The sequence below is a fragment of the Clostridium sp. LY3-2 genome (assembly GCF_024705715.1).
Classification (GTDB): Bacteria; Bacillota; Clostridia; order Clostridiales; family Clostridiaceae; genus Clostridium.
This window is the reverse complement of record NZ_JAMDLQ010000038.1, coordinates 21,216-45,214: the sequence shown is the minus strand read 5'-3', so window position 1 is coordinate 45,214 and position 23,999 is coordinate 21,216. Positions and strand designations below refer to the sequence as shown.

19 protein-coding genes and 1 other annotated feature (1 of these 20 only partly in view) are annotated in these 23,999 nt (G+C 28.0%); of the genes, 14 read left to right on the top strand and 5 right to left on the bottom strand.

The window, feature by feature from the left end; translation table 11 throughout:
- Nucleotides 1–7: 7 nt before the first annotated feature.
- The 4 genes from M4I33_RS12265 to M4I33_RS12250 are packed head-to-tail and all read left to right on the top strand — an operon-like array spanning nt 8 to nt 3,964.
- Nucleotides 8–658: a D-alanyl-D-alanine carboxypeptidase family protein gene (locus M4I33_RS12265; protein ID WP_257917061.1), complete on the top strand. Its 651-nt coding sequence runs from the start codon at nt 8–10 to the stop codon at nt 656–658.
- Nucleotides 651–1,334 (top strand): response regulator transcription factor, encoded by a 684-nt coding sequence (locus M4I33_RS12260; RefSeq protein ID WP_257917060.1) that lies wholly within the window; start codon nt 651–653, stop codon nt 1,332–1,334. The genes M4I33_RS12265 and M4I33_RS12260 overlap by 8 nt, the downstream gene beginning before the upstream one ends.
- Nucleotides 1,324–2,454, top strand: coding sequence for a cell wall metabolism sensor histidine kinase WalK (locus M4I33_RS12255; protein WP_257917059.1), 1,131 nt, complete (start codon nt 1,324–1,326; stop codon nt 2,452–2,454). The genes M4I33_RS12260 and M4I33_RS12255 overlap by 11 nt, the downstream gene beginning before the upstream one ends.
- A gap of 25 nt (nt 2,455–2,479) precedes the next feature.
- Complete coding sequence (locus tag M4I33_RS12250; protein WP_257917058.1) at nt 2,480–3,964, top strand: NAD(P)/FAD-dependent oxidoreductase; 1,485 nt, start codon at nt 2,480–2,482, stop codon at nt 3,962–3,964.
- Between the two features lie 12 nt (nt 3,965–3,976).
- Here M4I33_RS12250 and M4I33_RS12245 read toward each other — a convergent pair whose 3' ends face one another.
- On the bottom strand, nt 3,977–4,618 hold the full coding sequence (locus M4I33_RS12245) for an undecaprenyl diphosphate synthase family protein (protein WP_257917057.1): 642 nt from the start codon (nt 4,616–4,618) through the stop codon (nt 3,977–3,979).
- A 123-nt stretch (nt 4,619–4,741) separates the two neighbouring features.
- Between M4I33_RS12245 and M4I33_RS12240 the strand changes: the two genes are divergently transcribed.
- The 4 genes from M4I33_RS12240 (at nt 4,742) to M4I33_RS12225 (ending at nt 8,257) form a co-directional block, all read left to right on the top strand.
- Complete coding sequence (locus M4I33_RS12240; protein ID WP_257917056.1) at nt 4,742–6,538, top strand: carboxypeptidase-like regulatory domain-containing protein; 1,797 nt, start codon at nt 4,742–4,744, stop codon at nt 6,536–6,538.
- 10 nt (nt 6,539–6,548) lie between these two features.
- On the top strand, nt 6,549–6,911 hold the full coding sequence (locus M4I33_RS12235; protein ID WP_257917055.1) for an RNA polymerase sigma factor: 363 nt from the start codon (nt 6,549–6,551) through the stop codon (nt 6,909–6,911).
- The gene (locus tag M4I33_RS12230; RefSeq protein WP_257917054.1) at nt 6,904–7,194 is read left to right on the top strand and encodes a hypothetical protein; all 291 of its coding nucleotides are present in this window, start codon (nt 6,904–6,906) and stop codon (nt 7,192–7,194) included. The genes M4I33_RS12235 and M4I33_RS12230 overlap by 8 nt, the downstream gene beginning before the upstream one ends.
- 112 nt (nt 7,195–7,306) lie before the next feature.
- Nucleotides 7,307–8,257, top strand: a complete 951-nt coding sequence (locus M4I33_RS12225) for a hypothetical protein (protein WP_257917053.1) — start codon at nt 7,307–7,309, stop codon at nt 8,255–8,257.
- Between the two features lie 47 nt (nt 8,258–8,304).
- On the opposite strand, the gene M4I33_RS12220 is transcribed toward M4I33_RS12225, so the two are convergent.
- Both M4I33_RS12220 and aspD read right to left on the bottom strand, forming a co-directional pair.
- Nucleotides 8,305–9,438, bottom strand: coding sequence for a DEAD/DEAH box helicase (locus M4I33_RS12220; RefSeq protein WP_257917052.1), 1,134 nt, complete (start codon nt 9,436–9,438; stop codon nt 8,305–8,307).
- 108 nt (nt 9,439–9,546) lie between these two features.
- Complete coding sequence (gene aspD, locus M4I33_RS12215) at nt 9,547–11,175, bottom strand: aspartate 4-decarboxylase (RefSeq protein WP_257917051.1); 1,629 nt, start codon at nt 11,173–11,175, stop codon at nt 9,547–9,549.
- A gap of 255 nt (nt 11,176–11,430) precedes the next feature.
- On the opposite strand from aspD, the gene rpsD reads away from it, so the two are divergent.
- From rpsD to tdc, 6 genes are all read left to right on the top strand, one after another.
- Complete coding sequence (rpsD, locus tag M4I33_RS12210; protein ID WP_257917050.1) at nt 11,431–12,021, top strand: 30S ribosomal protein S4; 591 nt, start codon at nt 11,431–11,433, stop codon at nt 12,019–12,021.
- A gap of 122 nt (nt 12,022–12,143) precedes the next feature.
- Nucleotides 12,144–14,759 carry a 3'-5' exonuclease gene (locus M4I33_RS12205; RefSeq protein ID WP_257917049.1) on the top strand — a complete coding sequence of 872 codons (2,616 nt, stop codon included), beginning with the start codon at nt 12,144–12,146 and terminating at the stop codon, nt 14,757–14,759.
- A gap of 148 nt (nt 14,760–14,907) precedes the next feature.
- Complete coding sequence (locus M4I33_RS12200) at nt 14,908–15,444, top strand: TetR/AcrR family transcriptional regulator (RefSeq protein WP_257917048.1); 537 nt, start codon at nt 14,908–14,910, stop codon at nt 15,442–15,444.
- A gap of 63 nt (nt 15,445–15,507) precedes the next feature.
- Nucleotides 15,508–17,208, top strand: a complete 1,701-nt coding sequence (locus tag M4I33_RS12195; RefSeq protein WP_257917047.1) for an MFS transporter — start codon at nt 15,508–15,510, stop codon at nt 17,206–17,208.
- 681 nt (nt 17,209–17,889) lie between these two features.
- A complete protein-coding gene (gene tyrP / locus M4I33_RS12190) occupies nt 17,890–19,296 on the top strand; it encodes a tyrosine-tyramine antiporter (RefSeq protein ID WP_257917046.1) in 1,407 nt (468 codons plus the stop codon).
- Between the two features lie 185 nt (nt 19,297–19,481).
- The gene (tdc, locus tag M4I33_RS12185) at nt 19,482–21,344 is read left to right on the top strand and encodes a tyrosine decarboxylase (protein WP_257917045.1); all 1,863 of its coding nucleotides are present in this window, start codon (nt 19,482–19,484) and stop codon (nt 21,342–21,344) included.
- A gap of 85 nt (nt 21,345–21,429) precedes the next feature.
- Here tdc and M4I33_RS12180 read toward each other — a convergent pair whose 3' ends face one another.
- On the bottom strand, nt 21,430–22,347 hold the full coding sequence (locus tag M4I33_RS12180) for an AEC family transporter (protein ID WP_257917044.1): 918 nt from the start codon (nt 22,345–22,347) through the stop codon (nt 21,430–21,432).
- A gap of 251 nt (nt 22,348–22,598) precedes the next feature.
- Complete coding sequence (gene tyrS / locus M4I33_RS12175; protein ID WP_257917043.1) at nt 22,599–23,828, bottom strand: tyrosine--tRNA ligase; 1,230 nt, start codon at nt 23,826–23,828, stop codon at nt 22,599–22,601.
- Between the two features lie 98 nt (nt 23,829–23,926).
- Nucleotides 23,927–23,999: a binding site (T-box leader), on the bottom strand (it continues 161 nt past the right edge of the window).

Sequence of the window (23,999 nt, the reverse complement as noted above, 5' to 3'; positions counted from 1 at the left end):
AAAAATTATGAAAAAAATACTAAAAATACTTATTTTATGTTTAATATTTTATGGTGTATACATGGGTTTTGATAAAGAAACAAGAGCAGCAAAAAAAACAATAATTAAAAATGATATAATTTTAATTAATGACTCAAGCGAAATAGGAGAAAATTATAAAAGTGATTTAGTAGAAGCAGAAATAGAATTTGTTCATGAAGCGGATAACGAAGAAAGATTAGTTTCTAAACAAATTAAAAAACCTCTTAAAGAATTAATAAATGGTGCAAAAGAAGAGGGGATTTCACTACTTGGTACTTCAGGATATAGATCGTATAATACTCAAAAATTTATTTACAAAAGAGAAGTAATGATAAAAGGTAAAAGATATGCAGAAAATTATATTGCAAAGCCTGGACAAAGCGAACACCAAACTGGTCTTTGTATTGATTTAACTAATCCTAGTAGACTTTTTATAAGAGGAACTAAAGAAGCTGATTGGCTAAACGATAATTGCTATAGGTATGGATTTATAGTTAGGTATCAAAAGGGCAAAGAAAGAATAACAAAGAAAAATTATGAACCTTGGCACATACGATATGTAGGTAAAAAGGTAGCAAAAGAAATATATGAAAAAGGAATTTGTTTAGAAGAATATTTAGGAGAAGCTTATGAATAATATTTTAGTTGTTGATGATGAAAAAGAAATAAGAGAGATTATATCAATTAATTTGAAAAATGAAGGGTATAATGTACTTCAAGCTAAAGATGGAGTAGAAGCATTAGTATTATTTGAAAACTTTGATATTAATTTAGTTATATTAGATATAATGATGCCAAAACTTGACGGAATAGGAGTTTGTAGAAAAATTAGAGAATCTTCAAACGTACCTATTTTAATGTTATCTGCTAAATCTGAAAATATGGATAAGATAGAAGGGCTTTTAACTGGAGCTGATGATTATATAGTAAAACCTTTTGATTCTTTAGAATTATTAGTAAGAATAAAAGCATTACTTAGAAGAGCTTATTTTTTTAATAAAAGTGTAGATAGAGATATAATACAAGTAGAGAGTTTAATAATAGATAAAGGAAAACATAACGTAACTTCAAATGGGGAAGAAATAAATTTAACTGCAAGAGAGTTTGAAATACTTTATTTATTATGTAGCAATAGAGGAAGAGTATTTAGTACAGAAGAAATATTTGAAAGAGTATGGGAAGAAGATTACTTTCAATCAAATAATACCGTGATGGTACATATGAGTAGACTTAGAGATAAATTAAACAAAGCTACAAAAGGTGAAAAGATTATTCATACTGTATGGGGAGTTGGTTATAAAGTTGAGAAATAACAGAGCATTAAAAGAAACTTTAAATATATTTATTGATTTAATGATAGGCTTTGCTATATTCTTTGCAGGAATTACTGCTTTAAAGTATATAGTACTTTTCTTTTATAGATATACTAAAATAGAGCTCTTTAATATAATTATTGAATTCTCATATTCTTATAGAATTTTTATAAATGGAATATTAGTATGCATATTATTATTATTGATAGTTTATTTAATTTATAGAAGAAATAAAAAGTTATATACTTATTTAGAAGAATTAGAAAAGAATGAAAGTGAAATTGAAAGTTTAAGCAAAATAGTTTCACGTATGCCTAAAGAAAACTTCCAAAAAGAGATAGATATAGAATGCTTTAGTGGAGATATAAAGGGGCTTAGTATTAATATAAATAATTTAGTAAAAGATCTAAAAAATATTACTTTAGAAGAAAAAAAAGCACAAAAAACTAAAAATGATCTTATAACAAATGTTTCGCATGATTTAAGAACTCCACTAACATCAATTATAGGGTATTTAAACCTTATAGAAGAAGATAAGTACAAAGATGAAGTAGAACTTAGGTATTATACAGATAGCGCATATAAAAAGGCAAAAAGATTAAGGGTTTTAATAGATGATTTGTTTGAACTTACTAAATATCAAAATGATGGTATAGCACTATCTTTTCAAAATGTTGATTTTATTGAAATGGTTTGGCAACTTATCTCAGATTTTCAATTTGAGTTAGAAAAAGAAAATTTAAAAATAAATACAAACTTTTGTAAAGAAAAAATATTCTTAAAATGTGATCCTATGAAACTTTCAAGGGCTTTAGAAAATTTAATTAGTAATTCTATAAAATACGGAAAAAATGGTAAACATATAGATATAGAAGTTAAGAATTTAGGTGAATCAGCATCTTTTTCTATAAAAAATTATGGAACGCAGATTTCAGAGTTTGAACTTGAACATATTTTTGACAGATTTTATAGGGTAGATAAAGCTAGAAACAGTGAAGTAAGTGGTAGTGGGCTTGGGCTTTGTATAACTAAAAGTATAATAGAATTACATAAGGGGAATATCAAAGCAAAGAGTGTTTGCGGGGTAGTAGAATTCGAAGTGATTTTACCTTTAGTATAAAAATTTAGATTTGAGGTAGATATTTATGAAAAAGGTTATTGTTGTAGGGTCAGGTCTAGGTGGACTTAGAACTGCTATTAATTTATTAAATAAAGGGTATAGCGTAACTATAATTGAAAAAGAAAAAACTTTAGGTGGAAAGATTAATTATATAAAAGAAGGTGATTTTAAATTTGATTTAACAGCATCGATTTTAATGACTCCAAACTCTTATATAGATACATTTAAAGATGTTAATAAAGACTATAGAGATTATATTCATATGTTTGATTTAGACCCTCTTTATAGAGTATATGGTTTTGATAAAAGTGATTTTAGAGTTTATCAAAAATCTGATAAAACTTTAAGAGCGCTCGAAAAACTAAGGGGGAATCTTCCTAAAGAATATATTAGATTTTTAGAAAGTTCTAATGAAAAGTATGAGATAAGTAAAAAAGCTTTTTTAGATAAACCTATGGTTTCTTTTAAAGAGATATTTAGCTTTGATTCTATTTCAAGTTTTTTTAAGCTTCATCCTTTAAAAAGCAATTATGATTACACAAAAGATATTATAAAAAATAATAGATTTTTAGAATACTTATTATTTACATCTATGTATATAGGATGTAATCCTTATAAAAATACAAACATTTATTCTTTAATACCAGCTATAACTCAATTATACGGTTTAGTTTATATTAAAGGTGGATTCTATTCGTATATTGAAGCTTTAGAAAAACTTATTTTAGAACTAGGCGGTGAAATTTTAACAGAAACAAATGTAAGTGAAATAGTTTTAGAAGATAGAAAAGTTAAAGGCGTTATAGCAAATGGAAATAAAATTTCATCTGATATAGTAGTTTGTAGCGCTGATTATCCTTATGCAATTAATAATCTATTTAAAGAAGAAGTAGGTTCTATAAATAAAAAAGATACAGAAAATATGGAACTATCACCTTCAGTTTTTATAATTTATTTAGGGTTATCTGAAAAATTAGAAAATCTAGAAGTCCATAATATTTACTTAAATGATGATTTTAGAGAAGGAATAGAAGCACCTTTTAATTTAAAACTTCCGAAAAAGCCTTCAGTTTATCTATACTATCCTTCAAAGGTTGACGATACTTTAGCAAAGGGAGAAAAGAGCATATTAAACCTTGTAGTTAGAGTTCCAAATCTAAAAAATGAAGAAATAATTTGGGATGATGAATCAATTAAAGAGTATAGAGATATTGTTATAAATTCTATAAAAAAGATAAATGGACTTTACAATATAGAAGATATTATAGAATTTGAAAAAATTCTAACTCCAAAAGACTTAGAAGAAAAATTTAATTTATATAAAGGTGCAGCTTTTGGAATAAGTCATAAATTAAATCAAAGCGGCTACTTTAGGCCTCATTTAAAGGGAAGAGGAACAAAGGGCTTATATTTTATAAGTGCATCAACCCATCCTGGAAACGGGGCTTCTGTAGCATTAGATGGCGGAAAGGTACTAGGAGAGTTAATAGAAAAAGAGAACCCAATTTAAAAATAGGGTTCTCTAACCTCCAAGAGTTACATCTTGCTCGTTATACCAAGAAAGGGCATCGTAAAAATCACTTTCTTTAAAGTCAGGCCACATATTATCTAAAACATAAAAGTCAGAGTAGACAGTTTGGATAGGTAAAAAACCTGATAGTCTACGGCGACCGCCCCACCTTATAACTAAATCAATTCTTGAAATATCTTTAGAGTGGATAAAAGGAATTATAGTTTTTTTAGATGAAGTAGATTCTTTTAAAGGGTTAAGATCCCACTCCCAACCGTAATGAACTAAAAAGTTTACTTTTAAACCACCTTTTCCAAATACTCTTCTCTTTGTAAAGGGAAGTAATTCTTTAGGGAATGCAGAAGATTTAGTGTTTCCTATAACTAAAATCTCGCAATTTTCTTTCGATAAAAGATTAACTGAGTCTATACAAGCTTTAGTAAAAGCAAGCTTTTGAACAGCAGGTCTTTTAGTGTTATCAACAGTAAAACCGTAAAAAGTAACCTCTTCAATATTTTCTTTTTCGCAAAGTTTAAAAAGTTCTTTTCCAGGGTTTATACCGTGGTCATACCCCATATCTTTAGTAAGGCTATTATTTAAAGCCCAGCGTCTATTTCCGTCTGGAATAATTCCAATATGTTTTGGTACTCTCATAAAATCCCTCCTTTTAATATTAATATTTTGCCCAATAAATTCTAATTTAAACAAAATTTATTTTCAAAACTGAAACTTTTATTTAAGTTTAGGAGTCTAAATAAATAAAGGGGGCTAAAGTTCATGAAAAAAAAGATTAAAATAGTAGTTAAACATATTATATTTATACCTATAATTGTTTTTATATTAATTCCAAACTTGTTATTTTTAATAGGTAACACTATGGCAAATAGTGATATTTATTTAAGTAGTATAAGAAGAGATTTAAAGGATTTTTCTTATGGTATTTTAAAGTTTTATACTATATATCCAAAGGTTTTAAGCCCGTATGAAGGAGAAGCTTATTATAATTTAGCAAACTTAAAATATGATTTAGGAGATTATATGGCAACTAGCAATTACTATAATGGAATTAGATATAATAGTCTTAAATTTGATACTTTAGAAAATTTAAATGAGGCTATAGATATAGAAAAAAAAGCTTTAGATTATAAAAAAAGCAATTCGTTTTCAAAAAATGTTATAAACCTTTTAAAGTTATATGTTGAAAAAGGTGATATAAAATCAGGAGAAAAATTAGTAGAAGATTTTTTAAAAGAAGAAGATTTTAATCTTAAATTATCAGGGGAAATAGGAAAGCTTTATTTACTTCATATAACTAATAATAAAAAAGAAGCTAAGACTTTTGGAGAGGGTTTATCAAAAAAGTATAATAATGATGTGTTTAATGAGTTTAATTATAACGTTTTAGAAGGAGCAGCAGAAGATTATACTTTTTATAATTATGATGAATTTGGTAAGCCTTTATTAGATAATAAAAATAAATTTATTACAAAAGCACTAAACGAAACAAAATTAATTAATAAAGAAATTTATTTTTCAGAAGATAATTTAAAATCAAGCGCTTTTGATGTTAAAAGTAAAGAGGAATATTATAATGGCAAAAACAAATTAAAAGGAAGGGTGACTTTTAATGGGGAGCCGTTAAAATATAGACCTGTTATTATAGGGGGTTCTAATGATTTTGTATTTGACACGTATTTAAGAGATACACCAATAAGTAATACAGATTTCATTACTTATACAGATAAAGATGGATATTATGAATTTAATAATATTCCAAATTTAAAAGACGATTTATATATATCATGTATAATTCCAAAATTTTTAGGAGCAAAATCAAATATTCTTAATTTAGCTGATAAAAAAATAGATTTAAAAGAGGGAAAAGAAAATATCTTTAATATAGAACTAAATAAAGCTATTCAGTTTAAAGAACCTGGAGTTAAAAATTTAGAAGGGGATGAATATACTATTGAATTCTTTAAAGTAAATAATGCTAAAAGTTATAGGGTATCTTTAAATTATACCTGTGATTATGGAAATAATAATAAATCTTTAGAGGGAGTAGGAAATAGAAATATCTATACAGTTAAAGATAATAAACTTAAAATTCCTTTAAAAGATGGAGCTTTGATAAGTCAGTATTATAGAAAACCTATTTTAGAAGATGACGGATATAAATATTTAGAGAATGTAGGTCTTATTAAAGAAGGAGAAATAGTAGTTTCTGTAGAAGCTTTAGATAAAGATTCTAATGTGATTAATTCTTCAAGTAACTTTATGGAGGGAAATAAAGATTATGGATTGATTTTAAAAGGGAAAGAAAAAGAATTAAATAAAGGGGAAGAACTTTTCTTAGATAAAAGGTTTGAAGAAGGGGTAGATTGGTTTTTAAATAGAATAAAAGATGAAGGCTTTAAAAAGGAATATCTTTATCCTTTAATATATTTATCTTTTAATGAAGAAAATTATATTAAAAAAGAGAAGTGCAAAAATCTAATTGAGGAGCTTTATAAAATAAATAAAAATAAAAGTGAATATGACTATTTTAACCAATTATTAAATGAAAAATCTTAGGGGTAAGTTTATGGAGTATATGGGGAAAGAAAAGATACTTTCTTATATAGTTAAAGATAGAAAGAAAGCTTTTAATACTATAGTAGATAAATCTTTTTTATCATTAGATTATTTAGATAATTTAAATGTGGAATCTTTTGAAGAAGAGGTTATAGAAGATATAGGAAGGTTTGACCTTTTAGAGCTATTAAATAAATTAGATTATAAATATAGAAGAGTTCTTTATTTATATTATTATGAGGATTTTAAAATAAAGGAAATAAGTGAAATTTTAAAGACAAAGGAAGAGACTATAAAGACTTGGCTAAGACGAGGAAAAATTTACTTAAAAAAAGAACTTTTAAAAAATGGAAGGGAGGAGTATTTTGGATAATTTTGATAAAGAATTAAAAAAGGAATTTAAGAAATCATTTGATGATTTAAAGTTAAGCTGTGACTATTTAAATAGTTTAGAAGTTAAAATTTTAAAAGAAGAAGAATTTTTAAATACTAAAAGAGGGAAATTATATAGCTTTTTAAATAAAGAAATAGAAATTGATATTAGATTTATAACCGTTGCCTGTTTGATATTTTTAGTTGTATCTACTACTTTTTCAATTAAAGGTCTAAATGAAACTCCTAAAGTTTTAGAAATAGGTAGCTGTAATTTAAAATAGCTTTTAAAAAATTTTTAAATTTAGAGATATATTAAATAAAATAATAATACCTATATACAAATAAGTACCAGTATATTGAAAAAAAGGTTATAATTATATAGGGGGTGAGGTATTGTTTACAGAAATAAATGAAAAAATCAATGGTTTTGCAGATGCAGCAAAGGAAGAAAAATCTATAAAGAATAAGCTAAAAGTATTAGAAGAAAAGATAAGAAATTCTAAAGAAGAACTACTTTTATTAAATAAAAAGGTTGAGAAGGAATATAGGGATGTAAAAAACTTAGAAAAAAACAATTTAAGCAACTTTTTAGCTAATGTACTTGGGAAAGTAGATATGAAAATTGAAAAAGAGCAAAGAGAATATTTTGAGGTTAAAAGTTTGTATGAAAAATGCGAAAGAAATTTAGAAGATTATAAAATAGAAGAATCAATACTAAAAGAGAGGTTAAAGGTAGTTAAACCTCTAAGTTACGAATATAAAGAACTAATATTTAAAAAATATAACATGATATTAGATGGTGATAGTGAAGAAAAGATTCGAATTATTCAATTAGAAGATAGAATAAAAGAAATCAAAAATGAAAAAGTCCAATTAAATGAAGCCTTAAAAGAGACTGATAACTGCATGCCGATTTTAGATGATGCAAAAAGACACCTAGTTTGGGCTCAAAATTTAGGTCATTTAGATATGGCAAGTAGGGGGAAAGGCGGAATGCTTACATCTATGATAAAACAAGCTAAGATGAGAGAAGCTAAAAAGTGCCTTGAAGATCTTAATTTTGCTATGAAAAAATTAAATGAAGAGTTAGAAGATGTTAATATTAGGATATTTATAGAGGGGATAGAGGTAGATTATTTTACTAGTGTCTTAGATATTTTCGTTGATAACTTTTATACTGATTTAGCTGTTCAAGATAAGATAAGAAATAGTTTAAATAATGTTTCAAATTTAAGGGATAGGGTTTATGATATAGCAAAAACAGTAAGACAAAGAGAAGAGGATATATTATTAGAACTAGAATCTAAAGAAATAGAGTTAGATAATATTTTGTTAAAAGCATAATGAAAAAAGCCACAAAAAGAATTTAAAATCTTTTTGTGGCAATATTTTTATACTAGAGCCCCGTGACTTAGAGATTTTTTCTCTATTTTAATTCCAAATTCTCTTTCATATACTCTAATTGCAGGTAATTCTCTTTCTGTAACTAATGATATAGTACAGCCGCTTTTAGTTCCTCTTGCAGTTCTACCAGCTCTATGAAGATACTCGTTTGTGTTTTTTGGGAAGTCTAAATTTATTATATGAGTTATATCATCTATATCTAAACCTCTAGCTGAGATATCAGATGAAACTAATATATTTATTTTTCCGCTTCTAAAGTTTTGAAGAGCTTGTTGTCTTTGCTCTTTTGTTATTTTTTTATGCATACCAAAAGCTTCTCTGTTGTGGTATTTTAATTTTTCAGTAACTTCGTTTATATCAAAACCGTGATTTATAAACACTAAAGCTTTCTTTGGTTCTACAGCTGCAAGTAATTTTCTTAAAGTTTCGATTTTATCTCTAGGGTCAACCTTAATATACATATGCTCAATATTAGGGTTTAAGCTAGCTTTAGAATCTGATTTTATAATTACAGGATTCTTTAAGAAAGATTTTGAAATTTCAATAGCTTTTTTACTTATAGTTGCAGTGAATATAAGTATTTGAGTATCTCTCATAAGAGATTTAATTATCTCATTAACATTTTGAATACTTGTGTTATCTATTAAAGTATCACCTTCATCAAGAACTAAAGTTTTTACAGTATGTGCTTTTAGTTTCTTTTTTCTAATTAAATCTAAAACTCTACCAGGTGAACCTACTACTATTTGAGGTTTAACTTCTTTAAGTTTTTTTATTTGCTTATCTAAGTTAACATCACCTATTATAGATATAGATTTAATGTTTGAATTTGAATTTTCAGATAGAAGTTTTACTTGAGCTTCAATTTGCATAACAAGCTCACGAGTTGGAGCTAAAATCAGTGCTTGAACATCCTTTTTACTAGAATCTATCTTTTGGAAAATAGGTGTTAAAAATGCTAGGGTTTTTCCGCTTCCAGTATGTGATTCCCCTATTAAATCCTTATTTTCTAAAATTTCAGGAATTGAAAGTTCTTGGATTTTTGTAGGCTCTTCTATGTTTTGTTTTAAAAGACCATCTATTATATTTTCGTTTAATTGTAATTCTTTAAAAGACTTCATTAGATTCTCCTTAATTTATATAAATATATTTTATCTTAATTTAAAAATAAGATGGAGTAGAAACTCCATCTTACTTAAGTATATAATAACATATTAATTAAACAAAAACTATTTTTTAGTTTCGTTGAATTTTTCTATTAAATCTATTACTAATTTTCTTAATACTTTACCTATTTTTTCATATTCTCTATCTTCTAAATTTGCTAGTGATATTCTAAGTGACCACTCAGAATCATTAAAGCCACTACCAGATAGAAGGATAATTGAAGTTTCTTCAGCTAACTTATATAAAATATAAACTAAACTATAATTTTCTTCTAAGTAGTATGCAAATTCTTCTCCAAAGTGATTTTTAGCCCAAACTAATAGGTTAAATTCAGTATAATAATCTGCATCATAAATACTGTCTCTAGGTTCTAATCCTAAGCTATTAAATAATATCTCTTTTCTTTTTCTGCAAATTTCCATAGTTTGATTTTTGTAAGTGTCATCTTTATCTAAAATTGCAAATGCACAGAAAAATGCCATTTGAACTTGCATAGGAGTAGAAAGACCAGCTGTATGGTTAAGTGCAACTTGCCTACTATCTGCTACAACTCTATCTATAAATGATATGTCTTTGTAATTTTGAGATAAAGCGCCGTATCTACCTTTTATCATTTCTTGTTTATCATCAGGTAGTTCTCTAATTAATTTATCTATAACATTATTTTTGTGAACTGATATTGTACCTAGTCTTTGACCAGTTACACCAAAATACTTTGAGAAAGAATAAACACCGATAGTATTATATGGCAAATCAGCCATAAGAGATCTAAAGTGTGGAACAAATGTACCGTAGACATCATCTGAAATTATGATTAAATTTTCGTTATATTCTTTTATGATTGAAATTAAATCATTTTTACATGAGTTACTTAAAGCAACTGAAGAAGGATTCCCAGGATTAACTACAAATAAAGCTTTTATAGATTTATCTTTAAGTTTTTCTAGTTCTTTCTTTGGATATTGCCAAGCACCAGAAGGATCTTTTGAAAATTCATCTGCCTTAATTTCAACAATTTCTAAACTATATCTTGGTAATTCAGGTATTTCTAGATATGGTGTAAATACCGGAGTCATTATAGCAATTTTATCGCCTTTTGTTAAAAGCTCATTTGCTTTTAATGAATCGAAAATGTAACACATCGCAGCAGTAGCCCCCTCAACTGCAAATATATCAAAATCATTTTCTAAAGGTTTATTATTACACATTTCTTTTATTAAGTAATCATGAACTATTTTTTCGATGTGAACTAACATTCTATCTGGGTAAGGATAATTATCTCCGATTATTGCATCTGTAAGTTCGTAGACAAAAGCATCAGGGTTAAAGTTTTTTTCCTTTATACCGTAGTTAATTATGTTTTTTAAAAGAGCCATGCCAGGAAGAGTCTCATTTTCCTTAGAATATTTTAAAAATCTTTCGTATATTCCAGTTTTATGAGGCATTCCAGCTAAATCACCTTCCATCCAAACTCTTTGAGTTTCAGTAACTGCAAATTGTCCAAATGTAAAAAAGGCTTGCCTTGGAGTTGCAGCAGTCCAGTTAGGGTTACCACGACCTGCATCAAGTAAGGGTCTTTTACTAGTTTCGTCTGAAGTATGCGCTACATTTATTAGTTCATTTTTAAATTCAAATGGGCTAATCTTACCGTAAACTTCTTCAATAGTTTTTAATGTCTGTTTAGTTTTCATTTGTTTATCCTCCTAAGAAAAAGCTTCTATAATTAATATTACCTAAAAACTATATAATAATAATAATATTAAAAAAGAAATATATAGTTAACTTTTTATTAAAAATATGAAACTAGAGGGAGATAATAAGAGATATTTAAAGAAATTATAGAATAATTAAAAAATTTAAGGGTAAATAGAAGTGATAATCATTTTCAAATAGAAAAAATTATGGTATGATAAATTCATAATATAACTTTAAAAAGGAGGACTACTATGGCAAAAATGATGGGACCACGTTTTAAGCTTTGTAGAAGACTTGGACTTAATGTTACAGGTCATAAAAAAGCTATGGACCGTGCAACTAAAGGAACTAGTAGAGCTGATAAGAAATTATCAGAATATGGAATAAGACTCTTAGAAAAACAAAGGTTAAGAGCTTATTATGGAGTATTAGAAAAACAGTTTTCAAGATACGTAAAAGAAGCCTTTTTATCAAAAGACCATCCTGGTGAGGCACTTATAATGCGTCTTGAGGCGAGACTTGATAATATGGTTTATAGAATGGGATTTGCACCTTCAATAAGGGCTGCAAGACAAATGGTTAATCATGGACATTTTTTAGTAAATGGAGAAAAGGTTAATATACCATCTTATAAATTAAAAGTTTCAGATGTAGTTGAATTAAAAGAAAAGTCAAGAAAAAATGAATTCTTCAAAGAAACATTTTTAAATAGTTTAGATAATATTCCTTATGTAGAAAAATCAAAAGAAGAATTTAAGGGGATATTCAAAAGAAAGCCTTTAAGAGAAGAAGTTCCAATATTAATAGATGATCAATTAATAGTTGAGTTCTATTCAAAATAAGTTTTAGTATAGATTACCTTCTTAAAATTAAAGTATATTTTGCCAAATTTAAGCCGTAGGGGTGCAGCCCTACGGTTTATTTTATATAATTAAATAAAGAAATAAAATTTAGAGGTTTAAGTATGAGTATTAATTTAAATGAAGAGCAATTAAAAGTTATAAATGAATTAGACAAAAATATATATTTAGTAGCCCCAGCTGGAACTGGTAAAACAAATACGCTAGCTATAAGAATATCAAAGATTATAAAAGAAAATAGATGTAGCCTTAAGGAAATACTTTGCATAACCTTTACTAATAAAGCATGTAAAGAGATGGAAGAGAGAGTTTTATTTGAACTTTCAAAAAGTGATGAGACTAAAAGTTTAGTGAAAGATATAACGGTAAAGACTTTCCACGGCTTTTGTCTTCAAATACTTAAAGAAGAAGCAAAGAAAAAAACAGATATATTTACTGACTTTACAATCTACGATGAAGAGGATTCTTTAGAAACTTTAAAGTTTTTAAAATACTATTTTAAATTTCCAATGAAAAATTTAAAAAGTTTTATAGATTTAGTTAAAGAATCTAGAGTAAGATATGGATTTGTTAGTATAGATGAAGTTACTGATTACAGAAATACAATAAATAATCTATATAAATATTATAGAGAAAAGATTGAAGATGTTTGCAAAGTTAAATATAAGTTTGAAGAAGAACTTTTTAAAGATCTTTATAAAAGCGGAGTTCATTATATTAGAGCATATAATAGAGAATTATCTAATAACCATGCATTAGATTTTAATGATCTTATATTAAAAATGGAAATACTCCTTAAAGATAAAGATGTAGTAGATAGATTAAGTAAAAGATATAAATATATTAATATAGATGAAGTTCAAGACACAAGTTATTTTGAATATAAGATCATAGAAAAAATATTTAAAAATAATAATATATTACTTTGTGGAGATAGATTTCAAACTATATATTCTTGGAGAGGTTCAGAACCTAAAAAAATAGAAGAAGCATTTATAAAAAACTACAACCCTTTATATATTAATTTTGTTAAAAACTATAGGGCAACTAAGCTTTTAACAGAGATGTCAAAAAGATATTTAGAAAATGTATCAAAAGATGAATTTAATGAAGTTTATAAAAGCGGTATAACATCAAATTCAGAAGTTATAGGAGAAAAAGTTATAGTTAAAGAAGTTAATAATCAAGGGGAAGAAGCTTTATTTTTAATGCAAAAGATAAAAGAATTAGAAAAAGAAAATAAAGATTTATCTAAAACATGCATATTAACAAGAGATAATAGATATAGTATAGGGTTAAGTAAATCCTTAAATAACATGAATTACTCTAAAAACTTTGAATTTATTTTAGTAGATGAATATAAATTTTTTAGAAGAAGTGAAATTAAAGATATAATCGCTTTTTTAAAGCTTATTGTAAATAATTCAGACTCAACTAGTTTAAAAAGGATCCTATTAAGATTAAAAACTGGAATAGGAGAAGAAAAGATAAAGGATATATTAAGCGCAGAATATAGAAGCTTTGGAATAAAATTAACAGATTTTATAGATAGTAAATCAGATAGAGGTGAATTCTTTTCACTACTTTTAGAGGAAGTTAAAAAAGATAATATAATAGTATTTGATGTTGAAAGTACTGGAACTGACGTAACAAAGGATCAAATAATTCAAATAGCTGCAATTAGAATAAATAAAAATGGTGAAGTTTTAGAGAAATTTGAAAGATTTATAAAACCTACTAAATCAGTTGGAAAGTCATATTTAGTACATGGATTCTCAGATGAGAAATTAAAAGAAATCGGTGAAGATAAAGAAAAGGTATTTAAAGACTTTTTAGAATTTACTAAAGGAAGATTAATAGTTGGGCATAACGTTCAATATGATATAAATATTTTAAATTCTGAACTTAGTCGTATAAACTTTAAGTCTCATGAATTTTTAGACTTTTATGATACCTTAGATATTTATAGAAGGTTTTATCCAAATGAATTAAATCATAAACTTGAATATTTAAGTAAAAAGTTTAATACTTTGCATAAGCCAAGCCACGATGCTATGGATGATATTATAGCAACTGGAGAATTATTAATTATGGCTATAGAAGATAAAATAAAAGATACGAGTATTAATAGATTAAATCTTATGCAAAAGCATTTAAAATCATTTAAGGAGATAAAAGAAAAATTAAATAGTTTATTTATATTTTCTAATAATAATGAACCGAGCGATATAATAATAGAAATACTTAGGAATTTTGATTTATTAAATAGATATCCAAAAGAAGAAAGAGAAAATAAAAAAGATAGAATAATTCATTTTCATAATTTAGTTAAAGAAATAAAAGAAGATGATATTTCAAACCGTGATTCATTAATAGAAGTTGTAAACTTAACGTCTCTATCAAACGGGGAGATGGAAGATATTATGACTAAAAAGAAGGGCAAGATAAGAATCCCGATAATAACAGTTCATCAGGCAAAGGGATTAGAGTTTCAAAATGTTTTTATAGTGGGACTTTACGATGGAGGTTTTCCAAACTTTTTCTCTTTAAAATCTAAAGATATAAGTGAAGAAAAGAGGCTCTTTTATGTAGCGTTAACTAGAGCTAAGGAAAGACTTTATTTAAGTTACCCAAAAGCAATAAGAAATACAAATGGTAATATTAGAAATGTTTTAAAAAGCTGTCTTTTAAATAGCATAAGCAAAGAATTTATAAAATAAAATATAAAAAATTAAACATAGTTTTAATATAAATCGTAGTTTAATTGTGTTATTATATTAATAGTATTAAGAAAACATATCGAATGTTGACTAATTATAAAAAATATTATATTATGTGAACAAGGTTCAAAAAGCGAGAGGTGATAGTTTGCCAAAGATATTAAATAATCCTAAAGAAACAATACTAATTGAAGCAAAGATTTTGCTCAAAGAATATGGTTATAGGAAGTTTAGCATGAGAGAACTTGCTAAAAGAAGTAATATTGCAACTGGAACACTTTACAACTACTATAAAAACAAGTTTGATATCATAAGAGAGATTTTTATAGATGAATGGAGAAAAGTAATCTCTAATCTATCTAATATCAATTATGAAGATGTAAGCTTTGAACACAAAATGATGGCTATATATGATGAAATAGAGGGGTATTTAAAAGATCATATGGACATCTTTATGGAACTTACTGAACTTAGAGGCAGAGAAGGCTGCAAGGGGATGAAAGAATCTATGGAAAGTTTATATAAGATAACTGATGAAATAGTGATATTTCATAAGGAAAAAGGGGACATTAAACTTGATATAGAAACTAGAAAAGGAACATTATTTTTAATAAATAATATACTATTAATTATTAAAAACAAATATATGACAATCGAAGATTTAATCAAGATTGTAAAAATGTAAGAGCTTTTATAAGCTCTTACATTATGAATTTAAATGAACGAGGTTCAAAAAGGAGGAAAAAATATGGAAAAGAAAAAAGGCGCAGAGAAATTATTAATGATTATGTTTTTACTTGGAATTTTCATTGGAGCTATGGATACTGGAATTGTGTCACCAGCTAGAAGTGTAATAGCTAATGGTTTAAATATAACTGAAAGTGCATCTATTTGGATGATAACTATTTACACATTAGCATATGCAGTTTCAATGCCTATATCAGGAAAGCTATCTGATATATTTGGTAAAAAGAAATTATTTACTTTCTCAATAGTATTATTTGGGATAGGTTCAATTCTTTGTGGATTATCAGATTATTTTGGTGGATACTCAATGCTTATTATAGCAAGAATTATACAAGCTATAGGTGGTGGTGGAATAATGCCAATAGCTACAGCTTATATAGGAGATAGTTTCCCTGAAGAAAAACGTGGAACAGCACTAGGGCTTGTCGGTGCAACTTATGGTATAGCAACAACTTTAGGACCAACTATAGGTTCAGGGATATTAAGCATTTTTGGTGATTCAAACTGGGGCGTATTATTTTTTATAAATGTTCCTATATGTATAATTGCATTACTGATAAGTGCAAAGGTTAAAGTAGTAGAGGTAGATAAAGAAAAAAGAAAGATGGACATTAAAGGTAGTGTCGTGATTTCTTTAATGATACTTTCTTTAATGTATGGAGTTACAAATTTAAATTTCCATGATTTTTTAAATTCACTTAAATCAGTAGATGTATATCCTTACTTAATAGTATTTATAGTACTTTTACCAGTATTTATATATATTGAAAAAAGAGCAGAAGATCCAGTAATGAATTTAAATTATTTTAAAACTAAAGATATAGCGATTACTTTAGTTTTAAGCTTCTTAGTTGGAGCAGGTCTTATGGGAATAGTATTTATGCCTCAATTTGCAGAAAACACTTTAAAAATCCAAGTAGGATCTGGAGGTTATTTTGTAACACTTATGGCTATCTTTTCTGGACTTGCTGCACCTTTTGGTGGAAAGCTTATAGATAAATACTCAGCAAAACTAATATTATTATTAGGATTTGGATCTACTATAATAGGTTCATTAATTTTAGGGTTGTATGTTGCAGAAAGTAATAGTCAAATAGGATTGATTATAGGACTTGCATTTATGGGACTTGGAATGGGATTTACAATGGGAACTCCTTTAAATTATTTAATGCAAAGTTTTGTAGATAAAAACGAAACTGCATCAGCCCAATCAACACTTTCTTTAGTTAGAAGTATAGGGGTTGCAGTATCTCCAAATATTCTAGTTAACTTTATAGCGGAAGCTGGAACTAAAGTTCCAGGAAAGATTATGGAAGTAATGCCACAAATTCCAGGTATGAATGGAAATGCTTTTGGTGGTGGAAATATACCAGAATCTGCATTAAATTCTTTAAAGAGCGCTAATGTCACTAATATAGTAGAAACTATGAAAAACTTTTCAAGTACAATGATGGATAGTTCTAAAAATGCTATAGAAAGCGGAATAATGCATAGTGCACATGGTAACGTAGATCCAAATATTATATTTAATAATATGAAGCTTGACTATTTAAATAAAATAGAAGCTTCAAGAAGTACTATTGAAAGCACATACCAGCAAACTATGAATAGTGGTTATTCAAATCTATTTATAGCAGCGGCAGGAATAGCTTTAGTAGCATTTATTTTAACTCTATTCTTAAGTAAAAAGAAATCTAATTAGTAAAATTAAAGCAACCTAGCGATTTATTGCTAGGTTGCTTTTTTATACATAATTAATATGTATTATAACTATATTAAATATTTGATGAAAAACAAAATTGAGGGATAACGTATAATTTATTAATAACAACCTCATAAAATGGTATGAAATACAACATAGTTTTGTGGGAAATAAATCTCTAGAAATGGCTTAAATACTTAGTTTTTACGGTTTAATCAATCTTGCAAAAATAAAGGGAAAAATAGGGATGAATTTATAAAACTGTAAAAAAACAAACTAACTTTTTATTAATAATTTAGTTACAGAAAAAAACATTTAAAATACAAAAAAAGTAAAAAAGATAACTTTTCTTGTAAAAATCAAAATAAACAAGGGAAAATAAGGAAGTAAATACAATTGATAATTTGTAACTAACGTTTCTTAAATGTAAATATTAAGTCTAAATGATGAACAATGTAACAGAGATATTGCGAAATTCTTAGGACAATGTTTGACAATAATTTTAAAAGGTTTATGATAAATGATGTGGTGAGCGAGTACAAGCCACAAAGTAAAGTTAAGTGGTTATTGTTTTGTTAGAACAATTAATAAATGAACTTATTATTTTATGACTTACAATTGGTAATAAAACAAAGAGCACTTTACAATATTAAAATTAAATATTGAAAGGAAGTAGTCTTAATGAGCAGTGTTAAAAAACTTACACTTTTCCAACTTATAGGTATTACAATGGCATTCTTCGGAACAGTTAGAAGTGTACCTACATTAGCAGTTAACGGTTGGACACAAATTACTTATTTACTTGGAGCAGTAATATTATTTGCTATTCCAATATCTTTAATCGCAGCAGAGCTTGCAACAGGATGGCCAGAAGAAGGTGGTCCTCAAGTTTGGGTTAGAGAAGCATTCGGAGATAAATGGGGATTCGTAACTTCATGGTTATTATGGGTTCAAATGTTCTTCGGAATGGTTATGGTTGCATCAACAGTAGGAGTTCTTATTGGTTATATAATCAATAAACCTGAATTATCACAAAACAATATTTTTGTATTTATTGTAATAATCATTTCATACTGGGGAGTTACATTACTTAACCTTAAGTTCGATATGGTTAAAATGGTTGGTAACTGGGGAGCAGTTATCGGAGTTTACATTCCATTTGTAGCTTTAGTAGTTCTTGGAGTTGGTTACTTAGTTAAAAACGGTATAGATCCTTCAGGATACTTAGGAACATTCGAAGCTAGCAAATTATTACCAGACTTTAGTAACTTAGGAAGTTTATCATACTTCGCAGGAATTATCTTCATATTTGCTGGAGTTGAGATTTCATCAGTTCACGCAAACAACATTGATAATCCTAAGAAAAACTATCCTATAGCTGTAATAAGCTCAGTTATATTATTAGTTATCTTTAACTTAATTGCTGGTTTAACAGTAGCAAATGCAGTTCCAGAAGGTAAAATGGAACTTGCAAATATAACACAACCATTCGTTATATACTGTAAGAGCCTTGGAATTCCAATGATATTTACAAATATCATCTCAGCTATGATAGCTATTGGAGTTTTAGTACAATTAAGTGCTTGGGTTTTAGGACCATCAAAAGCAATGATTAAGGTTGCTGAAGAAGGAAACTTACCAAGAGTATTCCAAAAAAGAAGTGCAAATGGTGCACCAATAACTATAGTTTTAATTCAAGCTATCGTTATTTCAGTAATTTCATTATCTTACTTAGTAATAAAAGATGTTAACAGTGCATTCTTTATGATCACAGTTACAACAACTATCCTTTACTGTATAGTTTACATCTTAATAGCTTTATCAGCTATCAAATTAAGATACAAAAGAGCTGATGTTGAAAGACCATTTAGACTTGGTTCAAAAGGAAATGGACTTATGTGGTTCACAGCTATCCTTGCAATTTTAGGTATAGTATTAACTATAATTGCTGGATTAATACCACCTGCAAATTCAGGTACAAGCCCAGCATTCTATGTTGGATTCCAAGTTATGGGAACAATAATTTCTATAGCAATAGCACTTGTAATATTTGCTTGTAGAAAACCAAGTTGGAAAAAAGAAAACTAATTAAAAGTTTTAAATTAGATTAATATGTGCCATTTAAAGTAGAGCACTAAACTTATTTAAATGGCACATTAAAATAAAAATAAATATAGAAATTTTAAGAACGTATGGTAATTTAAAATGGCATCCTAGTTCCATTTTAAATGATCATATGGTTTATAAAATTTGCTTATGAAGGAGAAATTAAAATGAGTGGACAAGATTTAAACTTAAAAGCATTATTTTTAGGACCAAAATCAGAAAACAAAGATGTGTTTGGTAAACACCTAACAAGATTATTCGAAGATCACAGTGAGTGGAGAAAAAACTACCACCCAGAAGATATGCCAATAATCAAAAATACTGATAAAAGAGATGAAAATTTCCTAGGTACATCTGACAAGTTAGAAGAAGTTTTAACAGAGTTATCAGTTAAATTAAGATCAAAATCATTACCATGGCATTCACCAAGATTCTTAGGACACATGAACTCAGAAACTTTAATGCCAGCATTACTTGGATATTTCGCAGCAATGCTTTATAACGGAAATAACGTTGCTTACGAATCATCACCAGGAACTTCAGAAATGGAAGAAGAAGTTGGATTAGACTTTGCAAAACTTATGGGATATGAAGACGGAATCGGTTGGGGACACATCTGTGCAGACGGATCAATCGCTAACTTAGAAGGTTTATGGTATGCTAGAAACATAGCTTCATTACCACTTGCAATGAAAGAAGTTACACCAGAATTAGTTGAAGGAAAAACTGAGTGGGAATTATTAAATATGCCTACTAAAGAAATCTTAGACTTAGTTGAAAGTGTTCCAGATAAATTAGATGATTTAAAAGAAAATTCAGCAAGAGGATGCGGTAAAAAAATCGAGAAGTTAGGAAAATGGTTTGTACCACAAACTAAACACTACTCATGGTTAAAAGCTGCTGATATAATCGGTCTTGGAACTGAGAATGTTGAAGCTGTTAAAGTTAACGAACAATACAGAATGGATACAGAAGTTTTAGAAGCTAGAATCAGAGAATTAGCAGCAGAAGGAATTCCAACTCTTGGAGTTGTTGGTGTTGTTGGATCAACTGAAGAAGGTGCAGTAGATGATATCCACAAAATAATCGAAGTTAGAGATAGATTAGCTAAAGAAGGAATTCACTTCTACGTTCACGTTGACGCTGCATACGGCGGATATGCAAGAGCTATCTTCTTAGATGAAAACTTCAAGTTCATAGAAAAAGATCAAGTTAAGAAAACTTACTTAGAAAACGGAGTATTCGAAAACGAAGCTACTGCAGATGCATGGCCATCAGATGATACTTACTATGCTTTCAAAGCTATAAGTGAAGCTGATACAGTAACTATCGACCCACACAAAATGGGATATATCCCTTATTCAGCTGGTGGAATAGTTATAAAAGATAGAAGAATGAGAGATTCAATTTCATACTTCGCAACTTACGTATTCGAAAAAGGAATGGATATCCCAGCATTACTTGGAGCATTCATGCTTGAAGGTTCAAAAGCTGGAGCAACTGCTGCATCAGTTTGGGCTGCGCACAGAACATTACCATTAAACGTAACTGGATACGGAAAACTTATCGGAGCTAGTATCGAAGGTGCATTCAACCTATACAACCACTTCAACGGAAAATCATTCATGGTTGGAGATAAAAAAGTTGTTATGCATACACTAATCAGACCAGACTTTAATATGGTTGACTACACATTCAACGAAGAAGGAAATACTGATTTAGCTAAAATGAATCACTTAACTCACAGAATGTATGAAGAAGCTTCATTCGTTCACGGTGGATTATATGACAATGACGTCATAACTTCACACACTGACTTCGCAGTACCAGATTACGGTGATTCACCATTCCCATTCGTTAAGAGCTGCGGAATGGATAGAGCACAGTGGGATAAAGAAGAAAAAGTTACTGTATTAAGAGCTTGCGTTCTTTCACCATTCATAGGAAACACAGCTACTTTCAATGAATACATGGAAAAAGTAGATGTAGCTATCCAAAAGAAATTAAACAAAATATATGATTTAAGATAATCATTTTAAAGCTGCATGTTTAACATGCAGCTTTTTTTTATCTATATAAAAAGAGAAGGGTTTATTTTAAACCCTTCTCTTTAAGTTATAATATTGACATTATAAGAGGTATAGTAAATAGTGAAAGTAAAGTGGTTATAAATGATACCTTTGCAGCTAAATCTTCTTTTATGTTGTATCTCTTTGCAAATATTGAAACTACAACAGCAGCTGGTGTGGCTTCAAGTAATACGCATATAGTTCTAAGTTCTTTAGTTTCTCCTAGGATAGTTACTACTAAATAAACTAAAATAGGGATTAATATAAGCTTTATAAAACTTATTAAATACATCTTTTTATCTTTAAATATATCTTTAAAATTAACTGTACTTAACATTCCACCTACTATAATCATAGCTAGTGGGGTAGTCATATCCCCTATGTCGGAAATGGCTTTAAATAAAGGATCTGGTAACTTTAAATTAAAAAGCATAAGTACTATTCCTAAAAGTGTAGCTATAATTCCTGGATTTAATAAAATAGTTTTAAACACTTCTGTTTTTGATGATTTAAAGCTTTTTTTAGAAAATAAAAAACTACCGAACGTAAAAAGTATTATATTGTAGGGAATTCCAAAGATTGCAGTATATAAAACCCCAACCTTTCCGTATATTCCAGCCATAAGAGGATAACCCATAAAGCCTGCATTTGAAAAGATATAACTAGACCTTAGGATTATTGAAGTATCTGAATCCTCTTTAAAACATAGAATTTTAGATATCAAAATAAGAAAAATATGAATTATCGATGCATATATAAATATTCTTAAACAGTTATATTCTAACTCTTTTGATACTGTGTAATTAAAAGAAGATATTATAAGAGAGGGGAGAGTTATATTTAGCATAAGATTTGAGAGGGAAGTTGTACTCTCCTCAGTTAATATATTTTTTTTGCGGCAAAAGATACCGACAAGCATAATTAAAAATAAAATTATAACTTGGTTTATTATAGTTTTATCCATTTTTAAAACTCCTTATTTCTTAGATAAATATAATTATACAGTGCTTTATAAGGGTTATGATTAATAAAATGGCAAGGTTAATAGTAATTTCATAAAATTCTAGTCTATTTAATAATTAGTATAAAAAGAAAGAGAGATATAGTTCCTAGTCTATATCTCTCTTCTATATTATTAAGTCAAAATGAGTAGTGTATATATATTTAAATTAATGAGTGGTTAATTTAAACAGCTAATTTAATTTGAGTGGTTTATTATTTAATTACTATTTTGTTGAAGCCTTTTTTACCTCTTTTAACAAGAGCGTGTCCTTCAGCAAGATGATCTTTTTCTAATTTGAAGAATATATCATTAACTTTTTCATCGTTTATTGATAATCCTCCTTGTTGAACTAATCTTTTACCTTCAGCTTTTGATGGTATAACATCGAATTCAACTAAGATATCTAATATACCTTTTCCTAAATGATCTTCAGTAATTTCTATAGTAGGAACGTGCTCTAAATCAACTCCGCCTTGGAATAAAGCTTTTGAAGCTTGAAGTGCTTTTTCAGCATTTTCTTCTCCGTGAACTAATTTAGTTACTTCAAATGCTAATCTTTCTTTAGCAGTGTTCATTGCAGCACCTTCAACTGCACATAATTCTTTTATTTCGTCTACTGGTACAAAAGTTAAAAGCTTTAAGCATTTTTCAACATCTGCATCAGCAACGTTTCTCCAGTATTGGAAGAACTCGAATGGAGAAACTCTTTCTGGGTCTAGCCATAAAGCTCCACCAACAGTTTTTCCCATTTTTTCTCCTTCACTATTTGTAAGAAGAGTACAAGTCATTGCAAATACGTTCTTTTGATCTTTCTTTCTTACTAGGTCAACTCCAGCAATCATGTTTGACCATTGGTCGTCTCCACCTAATTCCATTTTACAATCGTATTTTCTGCTAAGTTCTACGAAATCGTAAGCTTGCATTAACATGTAGTTAAATTCAAGGAATGATAATCCTCTTTCAAGTTCAAATCTTTTTTTGAAACAATCAGCAGCTAACATTTTATTAACTGTGAAGTGTCCACCAACTTCTCTTAAGAAATCGATGTAATTTAAACTTCTTAACCAATCTGCGTTATTTACAAGTATTGCTTTATCATCTGAGAAATCTATGAATCTTGACATTTGAGATTTGATTGACTCAACGTTGTGATTGATTTGCTCATCTGTAAGCATTTTTCTCATATCAGTTTTTCCACTTGGGTCTCCAACAGTTACAGTACCACCACCTATTAATACTATAGGTCTGTGTCCGTGTTGTTGCATGTGAGCCATAAACATAAGAGCTATGAAATGTCCTACGTGTAAGCTATCGGCAGTTGGATCAAATCCGATGTAGAAAGTTATGTTCTCTTTTCCTAATAGTTCTCTTGTTTCTTCCTCGTGTGTGAATTGTTTAATGTATCCACGTTCCATTAATGTATCTAATACGTTTCCTTTCATATCTAAAACCTCCATTTATTTTTATTTTTCACGATGTAAATACTCTTTAACTAGTATAAGTATTTAAATTTAAGTATAAAAAAACTCGCCCCTTAAATAATAAGGGCGAGAGTATTCACGCGGTACCACCTTAATTCATCGTATAAATTTTTATACAATCTCATTAATAGT

Bases quoted from the DNA above. Each gene is read 5' to 3' on its own strand.
- M4I33_RS12265 (WP_257917061.1), top strand. From the start codon at position 8: ATGAAAAAAATACTAAAAATACTTATTTTATGTTTAATATTTTATGGT.
- M4I33_RS12260 (WP_257917060.1), top strand. From the start codon at position 651: ATGAATAATATTTTAGTTGTTGATGATGAAAAAGAAATAAGAGAGATT.
- M4I33_RS12250 (WP_257917058.1), top strand. From the start codon at position 2,480: ATGAAAAAGGTTATTGTTGTAGGGTCAGGTCTAGGTGGACTTAGAACT.
- M4I33_RS12245 (WP_257917057.1), bottom strand. From the start codon at position 4,618: ATGAGAGTACCAAAACATATTGGAATTATTCCAGACGGAAATAGACGC.
- M4I33_RS12240 (WP_257917056.1), top strand. From the start codon at position 4,742: ATGAAAAAAAAGATTAAAATAGTAGTTAAACATATTATATTTATACCT.
- M4I33_RS12235 (WP_257917055.1), top strand. From the start codon at position 6,549: ATGGAGTATATGGGGAAAGAAAAGATACTTTCTTATATAGTTAAAGAT.
- M4I33_RS12220 (WP_257917052.1), bottom strand. From the start codon at position 9,438: ATGAAGTCTTTTAAAGAATTACAATTAAACGAAAATATAATAGATGGT.
- aspD (WP_257917051.1), bottom strand. From the start codon at position 11,175: ATGAAAACTAAACAGACATTAAAAACTATTGAAGAAGTTTACGGTAAG.
- rpsD (WP_257917050.1), top strand. From the start codon at position 11,431: ATGGCAAAAATGATGGGACCACGTTTTAAGCTTTGTAGAAGACTTGGA.
- M4I33_RS12205 (WP_257917049.1), top strand. From the start codon at position 12,144: ATGAGTATTAATTTAAATGAAGAGCAATTAAAAGTTATAAATGAATTA.
- M4I33_RS12195 (WP_257917047.1), top strand. From the start codon at position 15,508: ATGGAAAAGAAAAAAGGCGCAGAGAAATTATTAATGATTATGTTTTTA.
- tyrP (WP_257917046.1), top strand. From the start codon at position 17,890: ATGAGCAGTGTTAAAAAACTTACACTTTTCCAACTTATAGGTATTACA.
- tdc (WP_257917045.1), top strand. From the start codon at position 19,482: ATGAGTGGACAAGATTTAAACTTAAAAGCATTATTTTTAGGACCAAAA.
- M4I33_RS12180 (WP_257917044.1), bottom strand. From the start codon at position 22,347: ATGGATAAAACTATAATAAACCAAGTTATAATTTTATTTTTAATTATG.
- tyrS (WP_257917043.1), bottom strand. From the start codon at position 23,828: ATGAAAGGAAACGTATTAGATACATTAATGGAACGTGGATACATTAAA.